The 23341-nt window shown below is 67.5% G+C and carries 19 protein-coding genes; 12 read left to right on the top strand and 7 right to left on the bottom strand.

Translation table 11 applies throughout. From position 1 onward, the window contains the following. The first annotated feature begins 48 nt into the window (after positions 1 to 48). The 3 genes from STHE_RS12740 to STHE_RS12730 all read left to right on the top strand — a co-directional run bounded on the left by STHE_RS12740 (position 49) and on the right by STHE_RS12730 (position 3262). Entirely contained in the window at positions 49 to 330 is a 282-nt protein-coding gene (locus STHE_RS12740) for a hypothetical protein (RefSeq protein WP_012873000.1), read from the top strand. A 104-nt stretch (positions 331 to 434) separates the two neighbouring features. Next, positions 435 to 2000, top strand: coding sequence for an MDR family MFS transporter (locus STHE_RS12735; protein ID WP_012872999.1), 1566 nt, complete (start codon positions 435 to 437; stop codon positions 1998 to 2000). Next, entirely contained in the window at positions 2000 to 3262 is a 1263-nt protein-coding gene (locus STHE_RS12730) for an MgtC/SapB family protein (RefSeq protein WP_012872998.1), read from the top strand. Before STHE_RS12735 ends, STHE_RS12730 begins: the two co-directional genes overlap by 1 nt. A 227-nt stretch (positions 3263 to 3489) precedes the next feature. Here the strand turns inward: STHE_RS12730 and STHE_RS12725 are convergent, their stop codons facing one another. The 5 genes from STHE_RS12725 to STHE_RS12705 form a co-directional block, all read right to left on the bottom strand. Further along, positions 3490 to 4827, bottom strand: a complete 1338-nt coding sequence (locus STHE_RS12725) for a type III PLP-dependent enzyme (protein WP_012872997.1) — start codon at positions 4825 to 4827, stop codon at positions 3490 to 3492. Then, positions 4811 to 6385, bottom strand: a complete 1575-nt coding sequence (locus STHE_RS12720; RefSeq protein ID WP_012872996.1) for an acyl-CoA ligase (AMP-forming), exosortase A system-associated — start codon at positions 6383 to 6385, stop codon at positions 4811 to 4813. Before STHE_RS12720 ends, STHE_RS12725 begins: the two co-directional genes overlap by 17 nt. Beyond that, entirely contained in the window at positions 6382 to 6630 is a 249-nt protein-coding gene (locus tag STHE_RS12715; RefSeq protein ID WP_012872995.1) for an acyl carrier protein, read from the bottom strand. The genes STHE_RS12720 and STHE_RS12715 overlap by 4 nt, the downstream gene beginning before the upstream one ends. A 72-nt stretch (positions 6631 to 6702) precedes the next feature. Then, the gene (locus tag STHE_RS12710; RefSeq protein ID WP_012872994.1) at positions 6703 to 7749 is read right to left on the bottom strand and encodes a GNAT family N-acetyltransferase; all 1047 of its coding nucleotides are present in this window, start codon (positions 7747 to 7749) and stop codon (positions 6703 to 6705) included. Positions 7750 to 7970: 221 nt separating this feature from the next. After that, on the bottom strand, positions 7971 to 9017 hold the full coding sequence (locus STHE_RS12705; RefSeq protein WP_012872993.1) for a GNAT family N-acetyltransferase: 1047 nt from the start codon (positions 9015 to 9017) through the stop codon (positions 7971 to 7973). Positions 9018 to 9543: 526 nt separating this feature from the next. Between STHE_RS12705 and STHE_RS12700 the strand changes: the two genes are divergently transcribed. The 4 genes from STHE_RS12700 (at position 9544) to STHE_RS12685 (ending at position 14547) form a co-directional block, all read left to right on the top strand. Further along, the gene (locus STHE_RS12700; RefSeq protein ID WP_012872992.1) at positions 9544 to 9801 is read left to right on the top strand and encodes an AbrB/MazE/SpoVT family DNA-binding domain-containing protein; all 258 of its coding nucleotides are present in this window, start codon (positions 9544 to 9546) and stop codon (positions 9799 to 9801) included. Beyond that, complete coding sequence (locus STHE_RS12695; protein WP_012872991.1) at positions 9782 to 10219, top strand: type II toxin-antitoxin system death-on-curing family toxin; 438 nt, start codon at positions 9782 to 9784, stop codon at positions 10217 to 10219. Before STHE_RS12700 ends, STHE_RS12695 begins: the two co-directional genes overlap by 20 nt. Positions 10220 to 10480: 261 nt before the next feature. Further along, positions 10481 to 11668: a M20 metallopeptidase family protein gene (locus STHE_RS12690; protein WP_245534917.1), complete on the top strand. Its 1188-nt coding sequence runs from the start codon at positions 10481 to 10483 to the stop codon at positions 11666 to 11668. Positions 11669 to 12153: 485 nt separating this feature from the next. Further along, complete coding sequence (locus STHE_RS12685; RefSeq protein ID WP_012872989.1) at positions 12154 to 14547, top strand: pectinesterase family protein; 2394 nt, start codon at positions 12154 to 12156, stop codon at positions 14545 to 14547. 379 nt (positions 14548 to 14926) lie between these two features. On the opposite strand, the gene STHE_RS12680 is transcribed toward STHE_RS12685, so the two are convergent. Next, a complete protein-coding gene (locus STHE_RS12680) occupies positions 14927 to 16192 on the bottom strand; it encodes an alkaline phosphatase family protein (protein WP_012872988.1) in 1266 nt (421 codons plus the stop codon). 151 nt (positions 16193 to 16343) lie between these two features. Between STHE_RS12680 and STHE_RS12675 the strand changes: the two genes are divergently transcribed. The 3 genes from STHE_RS12675 (at position 16344) to STHE_RS12665 (ending at position 18000) form a co-directional block, all read left to right on the top strand. Continuing rightward, positions 16344 to 16562: a ChaB family protein gene (locus tag STHE_RS12675; protein ID WP_012872987.1), complete on the top strand. Its 219-nt coding sequence runs from the start codon at positions 16344 to 16346 to the stop codon at positions 16560 to 16562. 320 nt (positions 16563 to 16882) lie between these two features. After that, positions 16883 to 17626 (top strand): DUF998 domain-containing protein, encoded by a 744-nt coding sequence (locus STHE_RS12670; RefSeq protein WP_012872986.1) that lies wholly within the window; start codon positions 16883 to 16885, stop codon positions 17624 to 17626. A gap of 62 nt (positions 17627 to 17688) precedes the next feature. Beyond that, on the top strand, positions 17689 to 18000 hold the full coding sequence (locus STHE_RS12665; protein WP_012872985.1) for a hypothetical protein: 312 nt from the start codon (positions 17689 to 17691) through the stop codon (positions 17998 to 18000). Positions 18001 to 18159: 159 nt separating this feature from the next. Here the strand turns inward: STHE_RS12665 and STHE_RS12660 are convergent, their stop codons facing one another. After that, positions 18160 to 19554, bottom strand: a complete 1395-nt coding sequence (locus tag STHE_RS12660) for an amidohydrolase (protein WP_012872984.1) — start codon at positions 19552 to 19554, stop codon at positions 18160 to 18162. Positions 19555 to 19811: 257 nt separating this feature from the next. Between STHE_RS12660 and STHE_RS12655 the strand changes: the two genes are divergently transcribed. Both STHE_RS12655 and STHE_RS18130 read left to right on the top strand, forming a co-directional pair. Continuing rightward, the gene (locus STHE_RS12655) at positions 19812 to 20276 is read left to right on the top strand and encodes a hypothetical protein (RefSeq protein WP_012872983.1); all 465 of its coding nucleotides are present in this window, start codon (positions 19812 to 19814) and stop codon (positions 20274 to 20276) included. Then, a complete protein-coding gene (locus STHE_RS18130; RefSeq protein ID WP_012872982.1) occupies positions 20273 to 23167 on the top strand; it encodes a DUF4132 domain-containing protein in 2895 nt (964 codons plus the stop codon). Before STHE_RS12655 ends, STHE_RS18130 begins: the two co-directional genes overlap by 4 nt. Positions 23168 to 23341 lie beyond the last annotated feature (174 nt).

Here is a 23341-nt window from a genome sequence, read left to right as displayed (position 1 = left end):
AGCGAGCGTCGTTTGATTCACCCGGGACCACGATGGGAGGGACAGCACATGTTCGGCCGTGGCAAAGAGAAGCAGCAGCAGACGACCAGCATGATGGCAACGATGGAGGAACTGCCGGTCCGGTTCTACTGGACGGCAGCCATCGTCTCGCTCCTGATCTCCGCGATCCTCTTCCTGTTCGGCAAGCGGACGGCGGCGATCTTCGTTGGCCAGTGGCCACCGACGTTCATCCTCCTCAGCCTCTTCTACCGCCTGCTGCGCCCCAGCGAAGAGGATACGGCCCAGCAAACGGAGCGCGCCCGGAAGCGTGCCCGCGCCGCGATGCGGTAGCCCGCCGTCTCACGGCCATCCAGTGTGACCGTGGTACCATAGCGATACGACGTGGTTAGAACCGGCCGCGCCATGCGGCCGGTACGTATGAGACGGGATGGCTGATGCGGCAGACCAACCGGCGCGTCGTGGTCGTAGCAGTCATGCTGGGCACGTTCCTCGCCGCGCTGGACACCAGCATCGTCGGCACTGCCATGCCGACCGTGATCGGGCAACTGGGCGGGATGTCCCTCTACTCCTGGGTCTTCTCCGCCTACCTCCTGACCTCGACCACCACCGTCCCGCTCTACGGGCGTCTTGCCGATCTCTACGGCCGCAAACCGCTCTTCATCGCCGCCGCGGGCATCTTCCTGCTCGGGTCGATGCTCTGCGGCGCGGCGCAGAGCATGCCCCAACTGGTTGCCTTCCGCGCGCTCCAGGGCCTCGGGGCCGGCGGCATCATCCCGGTAACGCTCACCATCGTCGGCGACCTGTTTGATGTCGAGGAGCGCGCCCGGATGCAGGGTCTCTTCAGCGCCGTCTGGGGCACCTCCGCGGTCGCCGGGCCGACCGTTGGTGGCTTCATCGTGGACTACGTCGACTGGCGCTGGGTCTTCTACATCAACCTCCCCTTCGGCATCGCCGCGACGATCCTCTTCTGGCTCTTCCTGAACGAGCAGGTGGAGCGCAAGCGCCACGCGATCGATTACGCCGGGACCGTCAGTCTGACCCTCGGCGTCACTGCCCTGCTCGTCGCCCTGCTGGAGGTCGGCGAAGGCCGCGCCTGGACCGACCCGATCGTGGTCGGGTCGCTGGCGCTCGCAGTCGTCCTGCTGGTCTTCTTCGTCCGCACCGAGCAGCGGGCAGCCGAGCCGATCCTGCCGCTCCACCTGTTCCGCACACGCGTCATTGGCGCTGCCTTCCTGGCCGGCATTCTGGTCGGCGGAGCCATGTTCGGCGTCACGTCCTACCTCCCGCTCTACGTCCAGGGCGTGCTCCTCGGCACCGCGGTCACGGCCGGCATGGTGGTCGCCCCAAACTCAATAGGCTGGTCGCTGGCGTCGATCCTCTCGGGCCGGATCATCCTGCGGTTCGGCTACCGTACGGCGGTCGTCGCCGGGCTGACGGCGATCGTGCTGGCCTCGGTCGTCCTCCAGTTGGTGCCACACGGTAACTCGCTCTGGCTCGCAGTAGTTGCCGCGGGCACCTTCGGGATCGGCATGGGCCTGAGCGCGACGGCCTTCATCATCGCAGCCCAGAACGCGGTTGGGTGGGCCGAGCGAGGCATCGCAACCGCGTCGATCACCTTCTCGCGCACCATCGGCGGCGCGATCGGTGTCGCCGCCCTCGGGACCGTGCTCAGCGCCAGCATGGCCACACGCCTCTCCGCGCTGCCCGAAACCGCTCGCGACGTCAACGCTCTCCTCGACCCGGCCGTGCGGTCGACACTCTCGCCCGCCATGCTTGAGACCATGCGCACCGCCCTGGCCGACTCGCTGGTCTACGTCTACCTGGGTGTCCTGAGCATCGCCGTGGTCGCGTTCCTCGTCGTGCTGCTGGGCTTCCCGCGGGGTTCGATCAAGGATCTCCAGGCGGCCGAGGCCGGCGAGAGCGCTCCTGACGCGGGCGAGGAACCAGCAGCTCTGCCAGTTGGAAGCAGCGAGGAAGTGCAATCGACCGAGGCCCGGTGATGCAATCCGACTTCTGGCCCTACCTGCCGACGCTCCAGCGTCTCGCTCTGGCCCTCGCCATCGGGCTCTTTGTCGGCATGGAGCGGGAGTGGCGCGGCAAGGAGGCCGGCCTGCGCACGTTTGGCTTCGGTGCCCTCCTCGGCTGCCTCGGAGCACTGCTCGGCCCACCCTACGCCCTGACGGCGCTCGGCCTGCTCGGCATCCTTGTCATCCTGATCAGCGTGCGCGCGATCCTCTTCGGTCGCGACCTCGAGCTGACCACCTCCGCCGCGCTCCTGGTGGTCGGCTTCGCGGGCGTCCTGGCAGGACTAGGACACACGCTCACCCCAACCGCCGTAGCGGTTGTCACTGCCGGACTGCTGGCCTGGAAGGAGCCGCTAGCCGGGTTCACCGGCGGGCTGAGTGTGCAGGAGCTGCGCTCGGCGATTCTGCTGGCGATGCTGGCCTTCGTCATCTACCCGGCCCTGCCTGAAGAGGCCGTCGACCCATGGGGCCTGATCTCGCCCCGCGACTCGTGGGCGACGGTCATCCTGATCGCCGGGCTTGGATTCGCGAACTACATCCTGCTGAAGGTGTACGGCACGCGGGGCGTGCGGGTCTCCGGCTTTCTCGGGGGGTTGGTGAACAGCAGCATTGCGGTCGTGGAGCTGGCCACGCTCCACCGACGCGCGAAGCATGGCCTCGGCAACGTCGTCTATCAGGGCGTGCTCCTCGCCACCGCTGGCACCCTGGTGCGCAACGCCGTGGTCTTCGGCCTCCTCGCCCCCCGTGCGCTCGTCGCTGCCGCGGCTTCCTTTGCGCTCCTGTTCCTCCCCTCCGTGGCGTTCGCCGTGATCGGGCAGCGGTCCGATGAGGAGAAGAGCAGCGACGTCCCGATCGAACTGCCCTCCCCCTTCTCGATCACCGCAGCGCTCCGCTTTGGACTGATCTTCCTCGCCATCACGGTCGCCGGCACCGTCGCCGAGCGCCTGCTCGGCGACGCGGGGTTCTATGTGGCCAGCCTCATCGGCGGGGCGGTCTCCAGCGCCAGCACGGTCGCCACCGCGGCAATCCTGACTGCCAACGGAACGCTGAATCCCACAGTCGCGGGCACCGGCGCGGTCCTCGCGACGCTGACCAGCATCGGGATCAACTTGACGCTCGCGGCGCGCGTCGGCGCAGACCGTCGCCTGACCACCCGCCTCGCCCTGGCGCTGGGGATCACCGTCCTCCTCGGCGCCGTCGGCATCGGGATCGACCGGCTCCTCGCTTCGAGCCTGTGACGGCACGTGCAGCGGGCACCTGGTTGCCATGTCACCCTGGGGAGAGCCGGTCCCGGCTTAGTGGAGGGTGACGAACTCCATGGATATCCGCCGGTCATCGCGTGCCCGGGGCTAAAGCCGCCGGGCCAAGACCACCGCGCGCGAGCCCTTGCACCACTCAGTTCGGACACCGGGCAGGTGACCAACCCGCAGGAGGAGGGCGAGGACGCGGGCGCTACGTGGCCCTCCTACCCTTGCTCGGTGGGCAGTCCGCTCTGCCCCGCCAGCACGTCCTCCGGTCGGCCTCCCGGGCGAAGGATGTGGACCTCGCCCTGCCAGACCAGTACCTCGGCCGGCTCAGGGTGACTCAGGAACTTCAGGCTGCTGACACTGTAGCCGTACGCGCCACTGAGGAAGACGCCGATGATGTCACCCGGCTGCGGCAGTGCCATCTGAATGTCCGTGCCGAACATGTCCAGCGGCGTGCAGCATGGGCCGACCAGATCCGTCTGCTCCAGCGCGGCCGCCGGATCGGCGCTGACGTTGAGGATCGGGTACGGCTTGCGGAAGACCTGCCCCCAGTTCCCGGTCGCGCTGATGTGGTGGTTCATCCCGCCGTCGGTCACGACGAAGGTCTTGCCCCACGACTGCTTCACGTCGACAACGCGCGTCAGGTAGACGCCCGCCTCGGCGACCAGATAGCGGCCGAGCTCCAGGATGAAGCGGGCACCGGCCAGTCGCGGGTCGGAGAGCCGCTCGTCCAGGAGTGGGCGGAACCCGGCGCCGAACCGGTCGAGGTCGAACGGTTCCAGGTGCTCGAAGTAGGGAATCCCGAACCCGCCACCGAAGTCGATCATCTCCAGCGGCCGGCCCGCCGCGTCCGCAACACGCGCTGCGAGGTCGAAGACGTTGCGGGCGTGCTCCACGAGCGCGTCGGCATCGAACACCTGCGTCGCCGTGTAGACGTGAAGCCCGCGCAGCCGGAGCCGCGGCTTGGACTCGACCAGCGCGACGGCCCGCTCCAGGTCCGCCTCGTCGACCCCGAACTGGGTCGGCCGGCCACCCATGCGCATGTGCGAGCCGATCAGCGGCTGGGCGGGGTTGATCCGCAGCCCGACGCCGACGTCGCGCCCCTCCCCCTCGGCAACGCGGGCCAGCCGCTCGATCTCACCCAGCGACTCGACGTTGACCGCGAAGATACCCGCGCGAACGGCGCGCCGCAGCTCGTCCTCGGTCTTGCCCGGACCGGCGAAGACAATACGCTCCGGGTCGACCCCGGCCGCAAGCGCCAGGTGCAACTCACCCGCCGAGGCCACCTCGGCGCCGGCTCCGGCCCGAGCCAGGAGCTGGGTCAGCGCCAGGCTGGGGTTGGCCTTGACCGAGTAAGCGACCTCGACATCCGGTCCGACGGCGGCCCGCACACGTTCGAGCTGCTCCAGCACCACGCCGCCGTGGTAGAGGTAGCAGGGCGTCCCGGCACGATCGACGACATCGGCCAGGGCTACACCCCCAGGGCTGAAGACGCCGTTCTGCCAGCCTCCCAGCCGCTCAGCTGCGGCCAGTGCCCGGTCAACCTGCGTAGGCATCGCGCACCGCCTGACGGTCGATCTTGCCCGAGGGCGTCCGGGGCAAGATCCCCTGATGGATCTGGATCACCTTGGGCACCATGTAAGGTGGTGCCTGCCGCACACAGGCGCGGCGCACCTCGTCGGCGGACACCTCCTGGTCCCCGCGCGGGACCACCACCGCGACGATGTGCTGTCCGTGGTCGGGGTCGGGCATCCCGAAGGCGCAGGCTTCCTGCACCAGCCCGGTGCCGATGAGCACGTCCTCCACTTCTTCGGGGCTCACGCGGTAGCCCTGGGTCTTGATCAGGTTGTCCTTCCGCCCCACGAAGTGCAGGAAGCCATCCTCATCCCGCCACACCAGGTCGCCGCTATAGACCACCCACTCGGGGTGCGGCAGCCCAGGCGGTGCAAACGGGTTGGGGCGGAACCGCTCTGCGGTGTCCTCCGGCCGGTTCCAGTAGCCGAGCGACACGGTTGGCCCCCGATGCACCAGCTCGCCGATCTCGCCCGGCGCGCAGTGCTCGTTCTTCTCGTTCAGCACCCAGATGTCAGTGTTGGGAATCGGCTTCCCGATGCAGGCCGGGCCGCGGTCCCGCTCGTCAGGCGGCAGGTAGGTCGAGCGGAAGGCCTCGGTCAGTCCGTACATGAGGTAGATCTTGGTGGTCGGCAACAGCCGCCGGAGCTCAGCCACGTGAGCCGCCGGCACCTGACCGCCCGAGTTGGTGATGTAGCGCAGGGACGTGAGCGGGCGCTCCTCCAGTTCCCGGCCCATCTGCACCAGCAGGCCCCAGAGCGGCGGCACCCCGGCAAGGCCCGTGATCTCGTACTCACGCAGCGAGCGGATCACGTCAGCCGGGAATGCCGAGCGCTGGAGCACGAGCGTCGCACCCACCAGAAGGGCGGTGGTGAACTGGTTCATGCCGTAGTCGAAGCTGAACGGCAGCACCGACAGAATGCGATCGTCGCTCGTGTTCTCCAGGTACGTCGCCACGATCTCGGCCCCGACGACGACGTTCCGCTGGCTGAAGACGACGCCCTTGGGCAGGCCGGTCGAGCCGGAGGTGTAGATGATGGTCGCCATGTCGTGCTCTTGAACCCGCGGCAGAGCCGCGCGACCGTGCTCACCGCGCAGCACCTCGGCAACCGTAAGCCAGCCCCCGGCGCGCGGGACATCGGGCACCTTGTCACCGATGACGAAGGCGCGCTCGGGCGCCTCCTCGCCGAGAGCGGCGAGCTTGTCCGCGTCGCCGATGACGAGCCGCACGTCGCAGTCGCGCAGGATGTGCAGGGCCTGACGCGCCCTGAGGAGCGGGTTGACGTTCACATAGGCCGCCCCGGCCAGGGACGCGGCCACCATGGCTGCCACCGCCACGAACGATTTCTCGGCGTAGATGGCGACGCGATCCCCCAGCCTCACGCCGTGCTCGACCAGCGCTGCCGCCATGGCCTCGGCCGCGCCGAGCAGATCCGCGAAGGTGTACCGATCCGACCCGGAGACGATCGCGATGCCGCTCGGGTCACGCTCGGCGGCGTTGCGGGCCATGTCATGTAACGTGAAGACTGCCCGATGCGTCATGCGCGCTTCCGATCCACCAATTCAGCGATTGCCTGGATCGAGGCGAAGTTTTCCTCGCTCACGTCCATGTCGTCGATGACCACGCCGAACTGCTGTTCCAGGAACATGACCAGTTCCACCACCATCAGCGAGGTCAGCAGGCCGTCTCGGATGAGCGGCTGGTCGTCACTCACCGGCCGGCCGCCGGTGGCGTTGGCCATCAACCACTCGCGAATCGGACCCTTCACGGCGCCGTCCACCGTCATGTCGAAGCCGCTCCTCTCTTGGCGGATGCAGAGAATGTAGCTGTACGCGCACGCTGCGCCGGGCGCACCCCGTCACTCATCCCAGAAGCCTACTTCTTCATCACCGTAGCTAAACGCCCAGTTGGCAGCGTTCACCGCCATCTGGTGTAGCTCGGGATCAGCAAACTTTACCTGCAAGCGGGGTCGCCGCTTGCGCGGAATAAGACCCAACCGCCGGACGTCAGACGGTCGGGGCCCAACGGGCGACGCCAGGAAACGATACCAGATCACCGTAGCGCCGGCCCGCCGGAAATACCGGGCCGCCGCCCGCACCAGCTCCCGCGCCACATCGTGCCGCCCCGGCAAGACCGTAACGTCGGGCATGAGACCCGCCCGGTCCGTCGGAGTGACCCGCAATACTGCATAGCCGAGCAGATCATCGCCGTCGAGTGCCGCGAGGATCGCGCTGGCGGTGTGAGGCGACGACTCACCATATCGCCAGCGCAGAAAGGCAACGTCCTTCTCAGGGATGCACGGAACCTGGGACGAGACCGCCTCGAAGAAGCGGTCGAAGCGATCGTCGAAGTCGTCGAGTACCTTGATCTCAAACCGATCTCGACCAGTGGTGAGGATCGAGTCTACCACCCGTAACCCGAGATTTACGACAGCTCCGACCGGACGCGGTAGCGATACCGGCAGCTTGGCCGTGGTGAGCGGCTTGGTGAAGGCTTCCAGGTCTACCACGTCGGTCGCGCCGAGCCAGCCCTGGACGCGCAGCACCTCCGGGTGCCAATCGCAGGTCACGCAGTTCTCCACCGTGCGGAAGAACGCGCGCATGAGCAAGACAGCGTGGAACCCATAATTGGAGTCCACCATGTACTCGCCGGGGGCATGGGCTACCACGCGTCGCCCGGCGATACGGTAGTACTGCGGGATGGCACCGAGGAAGCCGACGATCCGGTCGCCGTCCACCAGCACCCAGCGATGCAGATGTTCCGCGGCAAGCGGGTGCGTCTCCAGCCACCGCCAGATCGACGCATCCCGCTCCAGGCGTTCCGGGGTCGCATGCCAGAACGCGCGTGCGCGCAACTCTTTCACGCCATCGAGGTCAGCCGGTTCGAATTCCCGCACTACTGCCATGATATTCTGGTCCTTCACCAGGACTCGGTTCTCCGAGTTACCGTTGCACCGCGTGCATGCATCTGACGGCGCTTATCTCTAGCACCATCTAACCATATATAACCTTGCGCGTTCGCTAAGGGACTTACCAGGCTGAAGGTCCTGTTCGAGTCGACCGGAGCAACCGCGGGCAGAAGCGGGACGCAGGGCGTCATGCCCAGTAGCGTTCGGACCGCAATCCCTTACTCAACCCAGAAACTCAACTCCCCGTCACCGGCGCTGTACGCCCAGCTCAGCGGGTTCGTCGCCACCGACTGCAACTCCGGGTCGGCGAACTTCACCTGCAAGGTATGCGTCTGCTTGCGTGTGAAGAACCCCAAACGCCACAGATCGCGCGGCAGCGGCGCTAGCGACGACGGCAAGAACCGGTACCGAATCAGATGCGCACCTCTCTGCCGGAGATGGTGAATCGAGGCACGCAGCAACGCGGCGGCCACGTCCTGGCGGCCGGGCCGCACCGTGAGGTCCATGATGTACCCGGACCGGTCGGTGTCGGTCACGCGTAAGACGGCATAGCCCACCAACTCGTCCCCGTTGAGCGCGCCCAGCAGCGGCCCCGCGGGTTGTGGCGACGAGAGTCCGTAGCGCCACTGCAAGAAGGCCGCGTCCTTCTCCGCGAGGCAGGGAACATGCGCCGTCAGCGACTCGAAAAAGCGGTCGAAGCGCTCGTCGAACGAGTCGAGCACCTTGACCGTCACGCTCTGCCGCCCCAGAGTCAGTAGCCGGTCAGCTGCGCGCAATCCCAGATTCACACCACCGGCGACCGGACCCGGTAGCGACACCGGCAGCTTGGCCGTGGTCAGAATCTTGGCGGCGTACCGCAGATTGGCCACTTGGGTTGCACCCAGCCAGGTCTGCACGCGGATCACCGACGGCAACCAGTCGACACTGACGCAGTTCTCCACGGTCCGGAAGAACGTACGCATCAAGCTGACCGCGTGGAACCCGTAATCGGGATCGACCATGTAGTCGGTGGGGGTGTGCGCGACGACGCGCTTCCCCGCGATGCGGTAGTACTGCGGCACCGCGGCCAGGAAGCCGACAATGCGGTCACCGTCCGCCAGGACCCAGCGGTGGAGATGCTCCGGGGCGAGCGGGTGCGTCTCCAGCCAATGCCAGACCGACGCATGCCACGCCAGCCGCTCATCATCATGACGGGAGTAGACGGCTGCTCGTAGCCGGCTGATCTGGACCAGATCGCCCGGTTCGTAGTTCCGCAGCACGACCATAACGGTTCGGCCCTCCCAGGAAGGCTCAGCGACCGGGCGCCCTGCCCTCACGCCTCCCCCTCAATCGGCCGCTCGTGGCCCTACCGTCGGGCTCAGCGGCCTCGCCAATCCCCCGGGTTCACGCGGCGCGGCGTCCTGCCCCCGCTGTCGCGGCACGCCGCGCGATTAATGCCTACTTAGGATACCGCGCCCACACCATCTCCCCAGACGCCTGGACCGGCGCCGACGGCCGGACATGATTCTGCTATCGCCTGGCGCATGTTCGGGCACATCGTGACCCCTTCAGCGCCTCTCCTTACTCCAACGCCTCCTCGGGGCGATCGCGAATCAGGCGCCCCCCAGTTGCAGATCACCAGACAGTAGGAGGCGTCATCACCACGCCGCGTCGCCAGCCACCACGAAGTCACGCGAGGCGACAGACGAACGTCACGGATGAGTTGACAACGTCACCCTTGCATGGCACCCTCGCGTGGGGACTATGGTGACCGTCCCCACTTCCGAGAGTACGGAAGATGGGAGGACTGCTGTGGCGCTGGTGAAGGTGCGTCGTGACGGCAACAGCACCGTGATTACGTTGCCGCCCGACCTGGTGAAGAAGTTCAACCTGGAGATTGGGTCGCATGTCCAGGTGACAGCCGACGAGCAGAACGGATGCCTCATTGTCGAGCCAGTCGCGATCACGCCGCGGGCCCGGCACGATTTCCTTGAGGCGTCGCGCAGGGTGATTGAGCGGAACCGCGAGCTGTACGAGCGGCTGAAGCGGTATGACCGAGGTGAGTCCTAGCAAGGGGCGCGAGTGCTGGGGGGCGCCCGTTTATCCGACGGTCGAGGATGTCCTTAAGCTTTATGCCGATGTGACCGGGATCCCCCCAGAGGCCGCGCCGAATTATGTCCGAGACAGGGATGTGCTCGATTCGGCACTCCAGCGACCGCGCCAGGCGGCGTTTTACGCGGGCGCTGATCTGGTCATGCAGGCGGCACACCTGCTTTGGGGGTTGATCCGGGGACACCCGTTTATCGACGGCAACAAGCGAATTGCCAGTGTGGTGGCGGAGGGGTTTCTAGCCGCGAACGGTTGGAGGATCGTAGCGACCGAAGACGAGAAGTTCTCCCTTCTGATCAACGTCGCAAAGCACCAGCTCACGGTGGACCAGATCGCAGAATGGATCAGGGAACACCTGGAAGTATACGACTCGGAGTAGAGTTGAGACGGGTGACAGGCGGGGCGCTCTGCCCTTGTTTGTTACTGGCGCGTAATGCGTCCCTCGATTCAGCGACCTCCCCCGAACTCCTCCTCGGAGAGATCACGAATCCGCTACTCCTCGTCAGCCTGGCCGACTTCCTTCTGAGTCCACATCGACCATGATCTCGCCGTCTGCGTGCACGAGACATTCCGGCTGGCAGCGGAGGGCGCTATGATGCTCCGGTCGAATCATCCGACTGAGAGGAAAGGAACGGAAACGGTGACGGGACGCATGATTGACCAGGAGGTCGAGCGGCTGACGCCGCAACTGATCGAGGACCGGCGCTACTTCCACCAGCACCCGGAACTGGCCTTCCAGGAGGAGAACACCGCCCGAGTGGTCGCCGAGCGGTTGCGCGAGCTGGGTCTGGAGGTGCGCACCGGCGTGGGGCGAACCGGAGTGGTCGGCGTGCTACGCGGCGGGCGGCCCGGCCGCACGGTGCTCCTGCGGGCGGACATGGACGCCCTGCCGATCGAGGAGGAGAACGACGTCCCCTACCGCTCGCAGAATCCGGGCGTGATGCACGCCTGCGGCCATGACGCCCACACCGCCATTCTGCTCGGGGTGGCGACGGTGCTCGCCGGGATGCGCGAGGAGATCGCCGGGAACGTCACGTTCGCCTTCCAGCCCGCCGAGGAGATCGTCAGCGGCGCCAAGGAGATGATCGAGGCAGGGGCGATGGCGGATCCTCCCGTCGATGCCTGCTTCGGCCTGCACGTGTGGCAGAACCTGCCCGTCGGCGTGATCGGCGTTCGGTCCGGCCCGCTGATGGCCTCCGGCGACGTATTCCGAGCGGTCATCCGCGGCCGCGGCGCCCATGCCGCCGAGCCGCACCGCGGCATCGACGCGACGCTCATCGCTTCCCAGACCGTCGTCACGCTCCAGTCGCTCGTCAGCCGCGAGGTTCCGCCGCTGGAGTCCGCGGTCGTCACCGTCGGCCAGCTCCACGCCGGAACCGCCAGCAACATCATCGCCAGCCACGCGGAGCTTGAAGGCACCGTGCGCACCTTCGACAAGGAAGTCCGCCGCCACCTCAGCGAGCGGGTGCCGGCGCTGATCCGCTCTATCGCGGAGGCGATGGGGGCTGAAGCGGAGGTCGAGTACAGCTTCGGCGTCCCGGCGACGGTGAACGATCCGGCCATGACCGAGATCGTGCGAGCCGCAGCGGCTGAGGTGGTCGGGTCGGAGAACGTGGTCGAGGCCACACCGACGATGGGCTCCGAGGACATGAGCTTCTTCCTGGAGGCCGCGCCGGGCTGCTACTTCTTCGTCGGTTCCAGCAATGAGGGCACCGGGAAGACGTTTGGCCACCACCACCCGCGCTTCGACATCGACGAGCAAGTGCTCCCGATCGGTGTGGAGACACTGATCCGCGCCACCCTCGCTTACTTGAACGGCTCCGAGTAGTCCGCGGCCGGGCCGGGGCGCAATGCCCCGGCCCGGCACCCCAAACGCTTCTTCACTCTGTGTACCCTCCAATCCCACTCCAGTGCTCACCGGGAACCGGAAGGGAACCTGCCTGCCGTACATTCGTGGCCGGCGGGTAACCCGCCCGATGCGTCAGCGCGAAACAAACGCGGAAGCTGGCACAGATGTTGCAACGATCACAGATCATCCTGTCCGCAGTCGTCGTCAACGGTGTGAAGAAACCACGCGCACGCGAGTGCTGGACAGGAGGATGTCGACCGATGAGCGTACGCGGCACACTCGTCCGGCGTCTGGCCCCGGTTCGTTCCCGCACCACGATGGCACGTGGACCGCCGCAGCCCCCCGTGCGTCGACAGACACCGTAGGACTCCAGCAGAGCGACAACACCACAGCTCGGGGCCCGCCCTTGGTCCTGGTGGCACGTTGTGGACCGCGGCGGCGGAGTAGGAAGCGAGGGACAGTTCATGGTGAGTTCGGTTCGGGCGCGGCGCGCGCGACGCCCGAGCGGTGTGCTGGCGCGCGCCATCAGGCTGGTCAGCGTCCTGGCGCTGATCGCCGCACTCGGCGCGGCACTGGTTCCTGCCGGGCCGGCCAGCGCCCAGGCAGACCGCTGGGTCGCCGTCGGTGGGGATGACGACGGCAATGACTGCCTCGACGAGGACAACCCGTGCGCCACGATCCAGCACGCGATCGACGTGGCCGAGAGCGGCGACACGATCCACGTTGGGGCCGGTACCTACCGTGAGGACCTTACGCTGCCGGCCGACAAGAGCGGCCTGACGCTCAGCGGCGCCGGCGTCGACCGCACGAGCATCACCGGTGTTGCGGGGAACAAGTCCTATACCATCACCCTGACAAGCGCCGATACGACGATCGAGGGCTTCACCATCCGGAGACCGGCAGGGGTAGAAAACTCGATCGCGATCGCTTGGGGCTACCAGGGCAGCGGCTCGACGGTCCGGAACACGGTCATCACTGGTTACCCGACGGGAATCTACGTGTCCTCGGGGGTTGACGGCGCCACCATCACCAATAACACCATCAGCGGCAACGGGAACGGTATCCTGCTCGAGGCGCGAGCAGACAACGTCACCATCGCCTCGAACAACATCACCGGCAACAACGTCAAGTCCCTGGAGCCGGAGGGCGGTGCCGGGATCCGTTTCCTCTCGGAATTCACTGGGAGTGGCAACCGCATCGCGTTCAACCGCATCGCGGGCAACGTCGATGGCATGGGGATCAACAACCAGTCAACGACGGTCCTCGACGCCACCAACAACTGGTGGGGCTGTAACGCGGGTCCCGGTGAGGACGGCTGCAACACCGTTGCCGGCCCAGTGAACCTCGACCCGTGGCTCACCCTCACGGTGACGACCGACACCGCCGAGCTCGAGAGCGGCGAGGAGGCGACCGTCACCGCATCGCTCACGACCAACAGCGACGGCGACGACACCAGCAGCGACGGCACGGTGCCCAACGGCATCCTGGTGGACTTCGACGTCGATCCTGCGGACGCCGGCACGCTCGACCCGGCGAACACCAGCACCGCAGCCGGCGCGGCCACCACGACCTTTACCGCCGAGGCCGCCGGCGAGGCGACGATCTCCGCCACGGTCGATGCTCAAACGGTCGAGACGTCCGTCACGATCGTCAGCACGCCCACCCCACCGCCCGCGGTCGAAGCGATCGAACTCGTGGCCTCGAACACTTCGCCCACGGCCGGTGAGGAGGTCACCCTGACCGCGACAGTCACGGACGCCGAGGGCGATCCGGTCGCCGATGTGACGGTGCAGTTCGACGTCGACGGCATCCACGACGAGTCCGGCGAGGGAACCACGAACGAGGACGGCGAAGCCACCTTCAGCTACACCGGCTCCTTCGCCGGAACGGACACGGTAACCGCAACGGTGGCCGGAACCGACCTGAGCGACAGCGTGGAGATCACCTGGACCGTGGTTTCACCGCCGCCCGCGGTCGAAGCGATCGAACTCGTGGCCTCGAACACTTCGCCCACGGCCGGTGAGGAGGTCACCCTGACCGCGACAGTCACGGACGCCGAGGGCGATCCGGTCGCCGATGTGACGGTGCAGTTCGACGTCGACGGCATCCACGACGAGTCCGGCGAGGGAACTACGAACGAGGACGGCGAGGCCACCTTCAGCTACACCGGCACCTACGAGGGGGACGACACGGTGACGGCGACGGTGGCTGGAACCGACCTGAGCGACAGCGTGGAGATCACCTGGACCGTGGTTTCACCGCCGCCCGGTCAGTTCCCGCCGGCTCAGCCTGCTGAGCCGAAGGCTGGCTGCATCTTCTTCCCCCAGACGCAGCACAACCTCTGCGCCGGGTTCCGCTCCTACTGGGAGAACTTCGGTGGCCTGGCGACCTTCGGCTACCCGGTGACCGAGGAGTTCGTCGAGAACGGCTTGACCGTTCAGTACTTCGAGCGCGCCCGCTTTGAGTGGCATCCCGGCGTCTGGCCGGAGCGCTACGACGTCCTCCTCGGCCTGCTCGGGCGCGACATGACCGCCGGGCGCGGCGACGAACCGCCGTTCCAGCGGGCGAATCCCGGCGCGGCGGATAGCTGCACCTACTTCGAAGCGACCGGCCACAACCTCTGTTTCGGCTTCCGGTCCTACTGGGAGGCGTTCGGAGGGTTGGCGATCTACGGCTATCCGATCAGCGAGGAGTTCGTCGAGCGGAACCCCGATACCGGCGAGCTCTACACGGTGCAGTACTTCGAGCGGGCGCGCTTCGAGTGGCACCCCGGCGAGTTCCCGCCGCGGTTCGACGTGCTGCTCGGCCGCATCGGCGCCTGGGCGCTGCACCAGCGCTACGGCACGCCGTATCCGTAGCACATCCCACCCCACAACCCCCCGGGAGGGGGCTGAGTCCCCATCCTCGCCCCCTCCCCCTTCCGACCGCAACGATCTCCATCCCATGTTTCAGTGCGCCGTAAACGGCCGCCGACACCCGCATAAGTCCGTAGATACGCGGCGGCCGATCTTCAATCTGACGCAAGGTCACAGGGGTGGCACGCCGTTTGCATCACTGAACCGGAACCTGCCAGGTCGGGGAGTGGTCTTGACAGGTTTATGTCAAACAGGTAGACTACGTAATACCGGGACGCGGCACCCCCGCCGACGACCCGGAACCCAATCCCTTCCCTTCCCTTGACGCGGAGCGCCTGTGTCCCCCAGCGCTCCGTGTCGCTTTTAACGCGATTTCCTACGCTCAGCGCCGCCACAGCAGGCAGGGCACGAGCATCTCCTCGGCCTCCAGCCCTCCGTGCGCCCCCAGCATCGGTTCGGCCGGATCGCCCGCTGCGCTGTAGGGGAATGTCGCCGGACCGCGCGCGAGCAGTACCAGTTCCCCAACGCGCGACGGCACCTCCGGGTACAACGGCCCCGGGCCGACTAGCTCCTGGTCCAGCAGTTCCGCGCCCTCGACGACCACACCGCGTTCACCGGCCAGTTCACGTAGGCGCTCCCGCACCGCTTCCTCCCGCCCGGCGCGTGGATGGAAATAGCCCACCCGCCGCTCCCCGGCCGGTGGCACCCGTAGATCCGCGAGGAGATCCGGCACCTCATTGAGGCTGAGCACCTGGTCTGGATCGAGTTGAATCTGCCCGTGGTCCGCCGTCAGGATGAAGAGGACGTCGTCTCGCGCCTGATCGAACACCTCTCGCCCCAGCAGCGCATCCAGCAGGCGCAGATCCGCTCGCGACGTCTCCCCCTCCGGGCCCTCGATGTGACCGATCAGGTCAATCATCGGCCAGTAGGCGAAGATCAGCCGCCGCCCGGGCTCAGCGACCGCTCGCCGGATCACGGTGCCGAACTCGCCCAGCGTCCGGTAGCCGCGGTACGCCGCGCCTCGCCCCTGGATCCGGGTCAGCGGGCTGTGCTGGAAGGAGCGGTAGTTGATCATCTCCGCCGCGACGCCGGCTGCCGCGGCGCGCTCGTAGATCGTCGGCACCGGGAGGAACGTGCCTGGATCGAACCCCGTCGCAGCATAGCTGTCGAAGCGGCCGACCGGGCTGAAACGGATCAGGTTGCTCAGCATCCCGAACTCGCGCAGGTAGCAGGTGTACGCCACCATCCCGTGCTGGGACGGCGGGACGCCGGTCTGAAGCGCGGTGAGCGCCGCCACGGTGGTCGACGGAAAGGTCGACGTGAGCGCGAAGGCCGTCCCCTCTTCCCACACTCGCGCCAGGACCGGCGTGTCGCCCGCGCGCATCCCCTCCCGGAGCTGGAAGTAGGCGAGCGCATCGACAACGATCAGGACGACCACGCGCACACCGTCGCGCAACGCCGCCGGCACCAGCTCCGGCGCCAGCGGCGTTCCCTCCACCGGTGCGCCGAGGATATCGAGCACCGTCCAGGGCAGGTTCACCACGCCGTAGCCGTCGTAGCTCGGCCGGACCCAGGTGGGGAAGGACGGATCCAGGCGCTGGCGCTCAAGGAGCGCACGGACGGGCTCCGGCTCATCGTGGTACCGCATCGCTCGTCCCTCCCTCTCCGCCGCGCCTCTGGCCCGGCGAGTCATCGGCGAGTCATATGTCCGATTGCGTTGTCACCCAGTATACGGCTGGCCCCTGGCACCTCGATTGCCAGAACCTTCGGTGATCGGTACGACGAAAGGAGCACACGTCATGCCCTACAAGCGCCGATCAGATCTACCGGAGAGCGTCCGCGACGCGCTGCCACCGCACGCCGAAGGCATCTACAAAGAGGCGTTCAACTCGGCCTACGAGCAGTACGGACACGACGAAGCCCGCGCCCACCGGATCGCCTGGGGCGCCCTCAAGCGCAAGTACCACAAGGACGAGCAGACCGGGAAGTGGGTCGAGGGTCCGTCGGAGGATGAGTAAGCCGTCATGCGTCATGCGTCATACGTCATGCGTCATTCTCCCCTTTCCCCTGGTGAGAGAGGGGCCGGGGGTGAGGGGGACGCATGACGCATGACAACCCGGAGTGCCGGACAGGCGAACATACCCCCCTGGGTCGCCGCCGACCTCGTGCCTGATGCGGTGGTCTTGACTACCGCAACGGCATCAACGAACAGCGATTCTGCTATCTCCCGATATGTCACGAGCCTGACACAACGCATCAGGCAATGTGATGCCCCTGCGGTCGGCGTAGGAGTAGGCTGCCCTTGGATATCCCACAACCGCGCGAATGGGAGGCATCCATGGTCGCCCTGCTCCCGCCACTGCGCCGGGCCGTGGAGCGCCACCCCACGTTGCAGCAGATCCTGCTCGGCTGCGGCATCGCCGGGTCGGCGTGGTGGGTCGCCATAGACATGGTTGGCAGCATACGCTACCCAGGGTACAGCTACGCGGACCAGGTCGTCAGTGAGTTGTCAGCCGAAGGGGCGCCAACCCGGACCTTCATGCAGGTGTTCAGCGGCATCCCGTATGCCGCGCTGCTGACCGCCTTCGGCATCGGCATCTGGCGAGCAGCAGGAGAGAGCCGCGCCGGGCACGTCACCGGCGCGCTTGTGATCGCCGAAGCCGTGTGGGGTCTCGTGGGCGGGATCGCCTTCCCGATGGCCACACGGGAGGTGATGGCCGCCAGCCAGGACACACTGCGCAACCAGATGCACCAATGGTACGGCATCGGGATGCCGATTCTCTTCGCGCTGGCCGTCGGCTTCGGGTCGCGGCTGCTCGGCAAGCGGTTCCGGTACTACTCGTATGCGACCATCCTCGTGATCCTTGTGGCCGGTTTCATGATGAGCCAGCAGAACAGTGCCCTGGCCGCGAACGAGCCGACGCCGTGGATGGGGTTGAACGAGCGCGTCGTCGGCTATCTCCCCATGATCTGGTACGCGGTGCTGGCGGTCGGCCTGCTGCGCGCCGAAGGTGCCAGGTCCACGGCGCGAAGCGAGCAGCGAGCGGCGACTCCGCGGAAGCTGCAGCAGCTACCGCGGTAGGCGGCGAGGCGGGAGTCCGTAGCACCCGGTCGACGATGCGATTGAGGACCTAATTGCTTGACATGCTCGCCTTCTACGAGACCGGCAAGGGGGTCGTGGCCACTGCTGAGGTGGCTTCCACCCCAGAGCGCAAACAGATACCAGGCGTCAACGAATCCGAACGATTCCCCTGGGCCTTCAAGGTCAAGAATGTGAACTACTTCTTTGATGCACCGGTCGTGATCGACGCCACTCTCCGTGCACGACTCAACAAGTTTAGGGACCGCGATCCTCAGAGTCCCTGGGCCTGGTTCGTCCAGGGCACCAAGATCGTCGACGCCCACGACTTCGCGCTGCTGACCGGCGGCAGATACCCGGTTCAGGACGACGCCTGATACTCCGTATCCAGAGCAGAGCCGGGCCCGCCGCGGTATCGAATGATCCCGCTTCAGACTCACCGCGCCGCGGAGCGATCCTGGGCCGAAGCCGCCCGCCTCACGGCGGGCGGCTTCGCTTTCTGTGGCACGAGAACGAGCGATAACCCGACGGCGGGGTTATTCCTCGCTCGCTCCGTCGAACACTTCCTCGCGTGCGATGCGGCGCATGAAGGCCAGGTACTCATCCTTGGTCATCGGCGGCTTGTCGCGGTCAAGGATCTCCTTGGCCAGCGTGGCGCCATCGGCGAGCAGGTCGATGACGGTCATCGCCATGAGCTTGGCGGGCAGGATGTACGCCATCTCCGGATCCTCGATGCCCCAGTCAGCGCCGTGGGCGGTGCCCTTGAAGCCCCCGACGTAGGGATGCAGGGCCGGCATGATGTGGGCAATGTCGCCCATGTCGGTCGAACCGCTGCGGTGGCCCGTCTCTTCCCACTCCGACTCAGGGTAGAACTCGAGGAAGTTCCCCTTGAAGGCGTCGGCCATCGCCCGGTTGTTGATGAGTGGCAGGTAGCCGGGTAGGGTGGTGATCTCTACCTTGGCGCCGAGCGCCAGCGCGCCGGCACGCAGCGCCCGGTCGACCTTCTGCGACGCGCTCTCGATCCCTTCGATCGTCTTGCCGCGCACGTAGCTCTCCAGCCGAACGTCGCTCGGGATCACGTTCACCAGGTCGCCGCCGCGGGTGATGATCGGGTGGACCCGGATGGCATCCTCGTCGCGGAACGTCTCCCGCTGGGCGTTGATCGCCGCCAGGGCGACGTGGGCGGCGTAGAGGGCGTTGATGCCCTTATCGGGTGCGCCCCCGGCGTGGGCCGCCTTGCCGATGAAACGGGCCTGCTTCCCGACGAACCCGTTGTTCGAGGCGGAGACGCCCGCCTTGCCCTTTAGTGACTGGGCGCTGGCGCCGTGGACCATCATCGCCATGTCCACGTCGTCGAAGGCACCGCGGGCGATTAGCTCGCTCTTGCCGCCCAGGAACTCGATCACGCCCTGCCGCCGCAGCTCGTTGCGGTACTCGATCTCGACGTACTCCTCGGCCGGCACGGCGAAGAACGCGACCCGACCGCTGAGCGAGGGCAGCACGCCCGAGCCGACCAGGCCGACCGCGGCGCCGAGCATGGTAGCGATCTGCGCGTTGTGCCCGCAGCAGTGGGCAGCGCCGGTCTCAGGGTTGGCTGCCGGGTGGTCGGGCACCAGCAGCGAGTCGAGCTCGCCCAGCACTGCCACCGTCGGCCCAGCCGAGCCGCAGTCCACCACCGTCTTGACCCCGGTCACCGCCAGACCGGTCTGGACCGAGAGGTCGAGGCTCTGCAGCACCTCTGCTGCGATTTTCGCCGTCCGGTGCTCTTTGAAACCCAGCTCGGGATCGTGGTAGATGTCCTGTCCGACCTGGATGAGCAGATCCGCGCGCCGGTCGATCTCCGCACAGACCCGGCGCTTCATCTCCGCCTTGTCCACGGTTCCCCCCTTGACTTCGATAAGTAGCGGCCCCTGCCGCACGTCCAGCGGCATTCTAACCGCATCTCGTCCCGCGCCGGTCAGACTCCTGTGGGCACCAGGTCGCTGGACGATCAAGCCAGACCCGGTGGCTGTGATCCTGGCCGCCCCGGTTGCCAGAGTGAGGTGCCGCGCTCGCCAACCGGTTACCGCGCTGCACCGGGTCCGAATTGGGACGATCGTCCCCCACGCATGGATTGTCCCCGCCGCTCGGCGGCCGATACGATCCCGGCGTAGGCGCTCCCGCATCAGTCAGCGCCGGGAGGTGACGCTTGGCTCCAGTCACCGTCGAGGTCCGAAGCCGGGTGGTCGGTGGCAGTCCCGACGAACCGGTCCTGGCACCGGTGCGGCTCGACCTGCCGGAGGAGACGATCACCGTCGCCGAGTTGATCCGCCGGACCGTCGAGGAACAGGTCCGTGAGCTGCGCGTGCGGCAGCACCTCGACCTCGAGCAGGCACGCCGCGCGCTCGACCGGCAGTACCTGACCGCCGAGGAGATCGTCGCGCAGGCCGAGCGGGGCGCGATCCGCCCGCGCCCGCCACGGCGCGCCCTGCATCCACGCCAAGTGGATCCCGCGGCGGAGGTCGAGCGAGCGCTCCGCGCCTTCGAGGCGGGCGCGTACCTGATTCTGGTGGACGGCCAGCGCGTCGAGCGGCTTGACGAGGAAGTTCGCTTCGCTCCCGGCACCACCGTGACCTTCCTTCGACTGATGCCACTGGTGGGGGGCGCACCGTGATCCGGCTGTGGCCGTTCGGCCATCGCGAACCGGCGATCACGGAGGAAATCCTGGGCTGGGCGGACGAGGTGTGGCCCGCACGGGCACGACAGCTCCCCTTCTCCGGCTCGCTCGCGTGGATCCTGCGTGCCGAGGATCACCCATGGCGTGGGGCGCTGGAGGAGAGCCTGCGGCGCCTTGAGACGCGCTGGTCACCCGCGGAGCTCGGCGTGCTGGCCGCCGAGCCGTATTTCGATCCGTTCCCCTGGCAGGAGCGGCTGTCCCAGCACGCTCACCTGATTCCGGTCACCGTCACCGTACTCGGTGCCTGTGTGGTCCGGCACCCGCCGCCCGACATCGACGCGCGCCTGGAAGCCCGCCTCCGCGTCGTCTTCGCCAACCCGTACGCCCCCTTGACACCCCATCTCCAGGTGCAGCGTGGGGAGATTGCGTTCACTACGCAGCCCCCACCCACGTTGGAGGACTACCTGGCGCTGCTCACGCTGCTGGAGCCCACATCGGCGGTGCTCGACGTGATCGAGCGGCTCGTGATGGGTGATCTCGATGCCCCCGTCAACGGCCCGCCGCCTCACGGAATCGGCCGGGGCGCGGCGCGCGGCTACGAGGTCCACCTCGGCCCCCTGAACCAGCAGGTGCCTGCGTTGCTGGAGCGCCTGTTCCAGCACGGCCGCCTGGGTTACGAGGTCTTCGCGCGAGCGGCCCATTGTATGCCCTTCGCGATCGGCAACCTCAGCCAGCGCGCCGATCCGCGATGGCGGGCACCCCAGGCCGATCTGTCTCCGTTCTTGCGCACCGTGCGGGACTACAGCGGCCGCCTGGCCTGGGACCTCGCCCAGGATCTCTCCGAGGACAACTACCACCTGCTCAAACAGATGCGGGGCCTGCGGGGCAACCAATACCTGGTCCAGGCCGCCCGCCTGCACGACCGCCTGCGCCTCGGCCGGCTGGTCTGGAAGGACTACCGTTTCAGTGATGGCCTGGAGTCGGGGATCGTCCACCTGGCGGCCGCCGCGGTCGAGCCGGCCAGCGCGGAGGAGCACGCCCAGCTCGTCGCGGACCTGCGGCAGGTTCGCCCGCAGACGCTGAAGGCGATGCTCCCGATCGCGTGGCGCGCTCGCGCCCCGATCCTCGACGCGCTGGGCTGGTCGCACGCACTGCCGCTCGTCGAGCAGATCGTTTCAACGGCCGGACTGGAGAGTGCCGGCCCACTCGAAGAGACCGACGTGCGGAACTCACCCGATCCGAACAATGGAGTGCTCGACGTCGCGGCGGTGCGCGCCGCGTTGGCGCAGGCGGGCGACGACACGGCGCGGCAGGTGCTGGCGCTGTTCCGCTCGGCCCAGGTCGGCGCGCGGAACACGGTCCGGCTGATCGAGGCTCTCGCCGGGTGGGAGCGCGCGTGGGTCGAACAGGGTCTGGCCAAGCGCAACCAGATCGCCGTGAAGGCATTCGGCCTCCTTCCGCTGGAGCGCGGAGCGGAGGAGGTCGCGGAGCGCTACCTGTTCCTGCGCGCGTTCGCCCGGGAAGCGCGCTCATTCGGCCCGCAGCGCCAGGCCAGCGAGCAGGCGGCCGCACAGGTGGCGCTCGCGAACCTGGCGCAGAACGCGGGTTACCCGGACGTGGTCCGCCTGGAGTGGGCCATGGAGGCACGACTCGGGAGCGCGGTGGCACAGCCGGGCGAGATCCGGTCGATCGAGGGCTACGAGGTGGAGATTGCCCTGGACGGGTTCCGGCCTGAGATCCGGGTCCGCCGCGGGGGACGAATCCTCAAGAGCGTCCCGGCAGCCGTGCGGAAGAGTCCGGCCTACGCCGAGCTGGCGGACACCATCAAGCAGATGCGTGACCAGGCGGCGCGGCTGCGCGCGACCCTGGAGCAGATGATGGGCGACGGCGCGTCGCTCACTGCCGAGGACATCGCCGGGATCCTGCGGCTCCCGCTCGGACGGGCGATGCTGGCGAGCCTGGTCCTCGTCGATGAGACAGGGGCGCTGGGCATGCTGGCGGACGACGGGGCAGCGCTCGTTACGCTCGACGGCGGCCGGCTCCCGCTCCGTGCCCCGCTCCGCGTTGCCCACCCCTACGATCTCTATCAAGACGGAAGTCTGGGCGAGTGGCAGCGCGCAATCGTGCGCCGCCGCATCGTTCAACCCTTCGCGCAGGTCTTCCGCGAGCTGTACCTGCTCACCCCCGCCGAGCAGGGGACGTCACCGCGGTCCCGCCGCTTCGCCGGGCAGCCCCTCGACGCAGCGGTCGCCTCCCGGCTCTTCCAGGCCCGCGGCTGGGAAATGGGACAGGACGAGATCGCCCGCCCTCGCAAGCGGCTGGCGTCTGCCAGCCTCACCGCGGTGTTTGAGTTCCCGGACGCGGGGCACTTCCTCGCGGAGCACCCTGCCGTTACGAGCGGCGAGATCTGGTTCGAGCCGAGCCACGGCATGGCACGCGATCCAGTGCCGCTCGCGGACGTGCCTCCACGTCTCTTTTCCGAGGTGATGCGAGACGCCGACCTGGTCGTATCGGTCGCCCAGCGGGACGGCGCGGTGCGCCTCTCGCCGGAGGGGTACCAGCGCAGGGGCGAACTCGTGCAGGCGCTTCTGACGGAGCTCGGGCTGCCGAACGTTACGGTCGACGGCCACTTCGCACGGATCCAGGGCCGGCGGGCCGACTACCGGGTCCACCTCGGGAGCGGCGCGATCCACATCGAGCCGGGCAACCACCTCTGCATCGTCCCGGCGAGCTGGGGGACCGATGCGGACGGCCTCTTCCTCCCCTTCGCCGACGAGGGGGACCGGCAGGTGAGCATCGTGGTGAGCAAGATCCTGCTCCTTGCGCAGGACGACCAGATCACGGATCCGACCATCCTGGCGCAGATCCAACGCGTGCAGCAGGGCTAGCACAGCCGGCGGGCGCGGGGCCGCCGGGTGGTGGCCCCGTCCGAGTCGAAGGATCGCGCGTCGGACCGGCCACGCACCGGAGAGATCCTTCGCTTCGCTCAGGATCACAGCCACTGCACGACGGGGTCGGCCTCGTCAAACTCCAACACCCCCGCTACCCCCTGGAAGCGGCTC

The organism is Sphaerobacter thermophilus DSM 20745 (genome assembly GCF_000024985.1).
Classification (GTDB): Bacteria; Chloroflexota; Chloroflexia; order Thermomicrobiales; family Thermomicrobiaceae; genus Sphaerobacter; species Sphaerobacter thermophilus.
The sequence above is the reverse complement of the archived record's forward strand: the minus strand, read 5'-3'. Positions and strand labels throughout refer to the sequence as shown.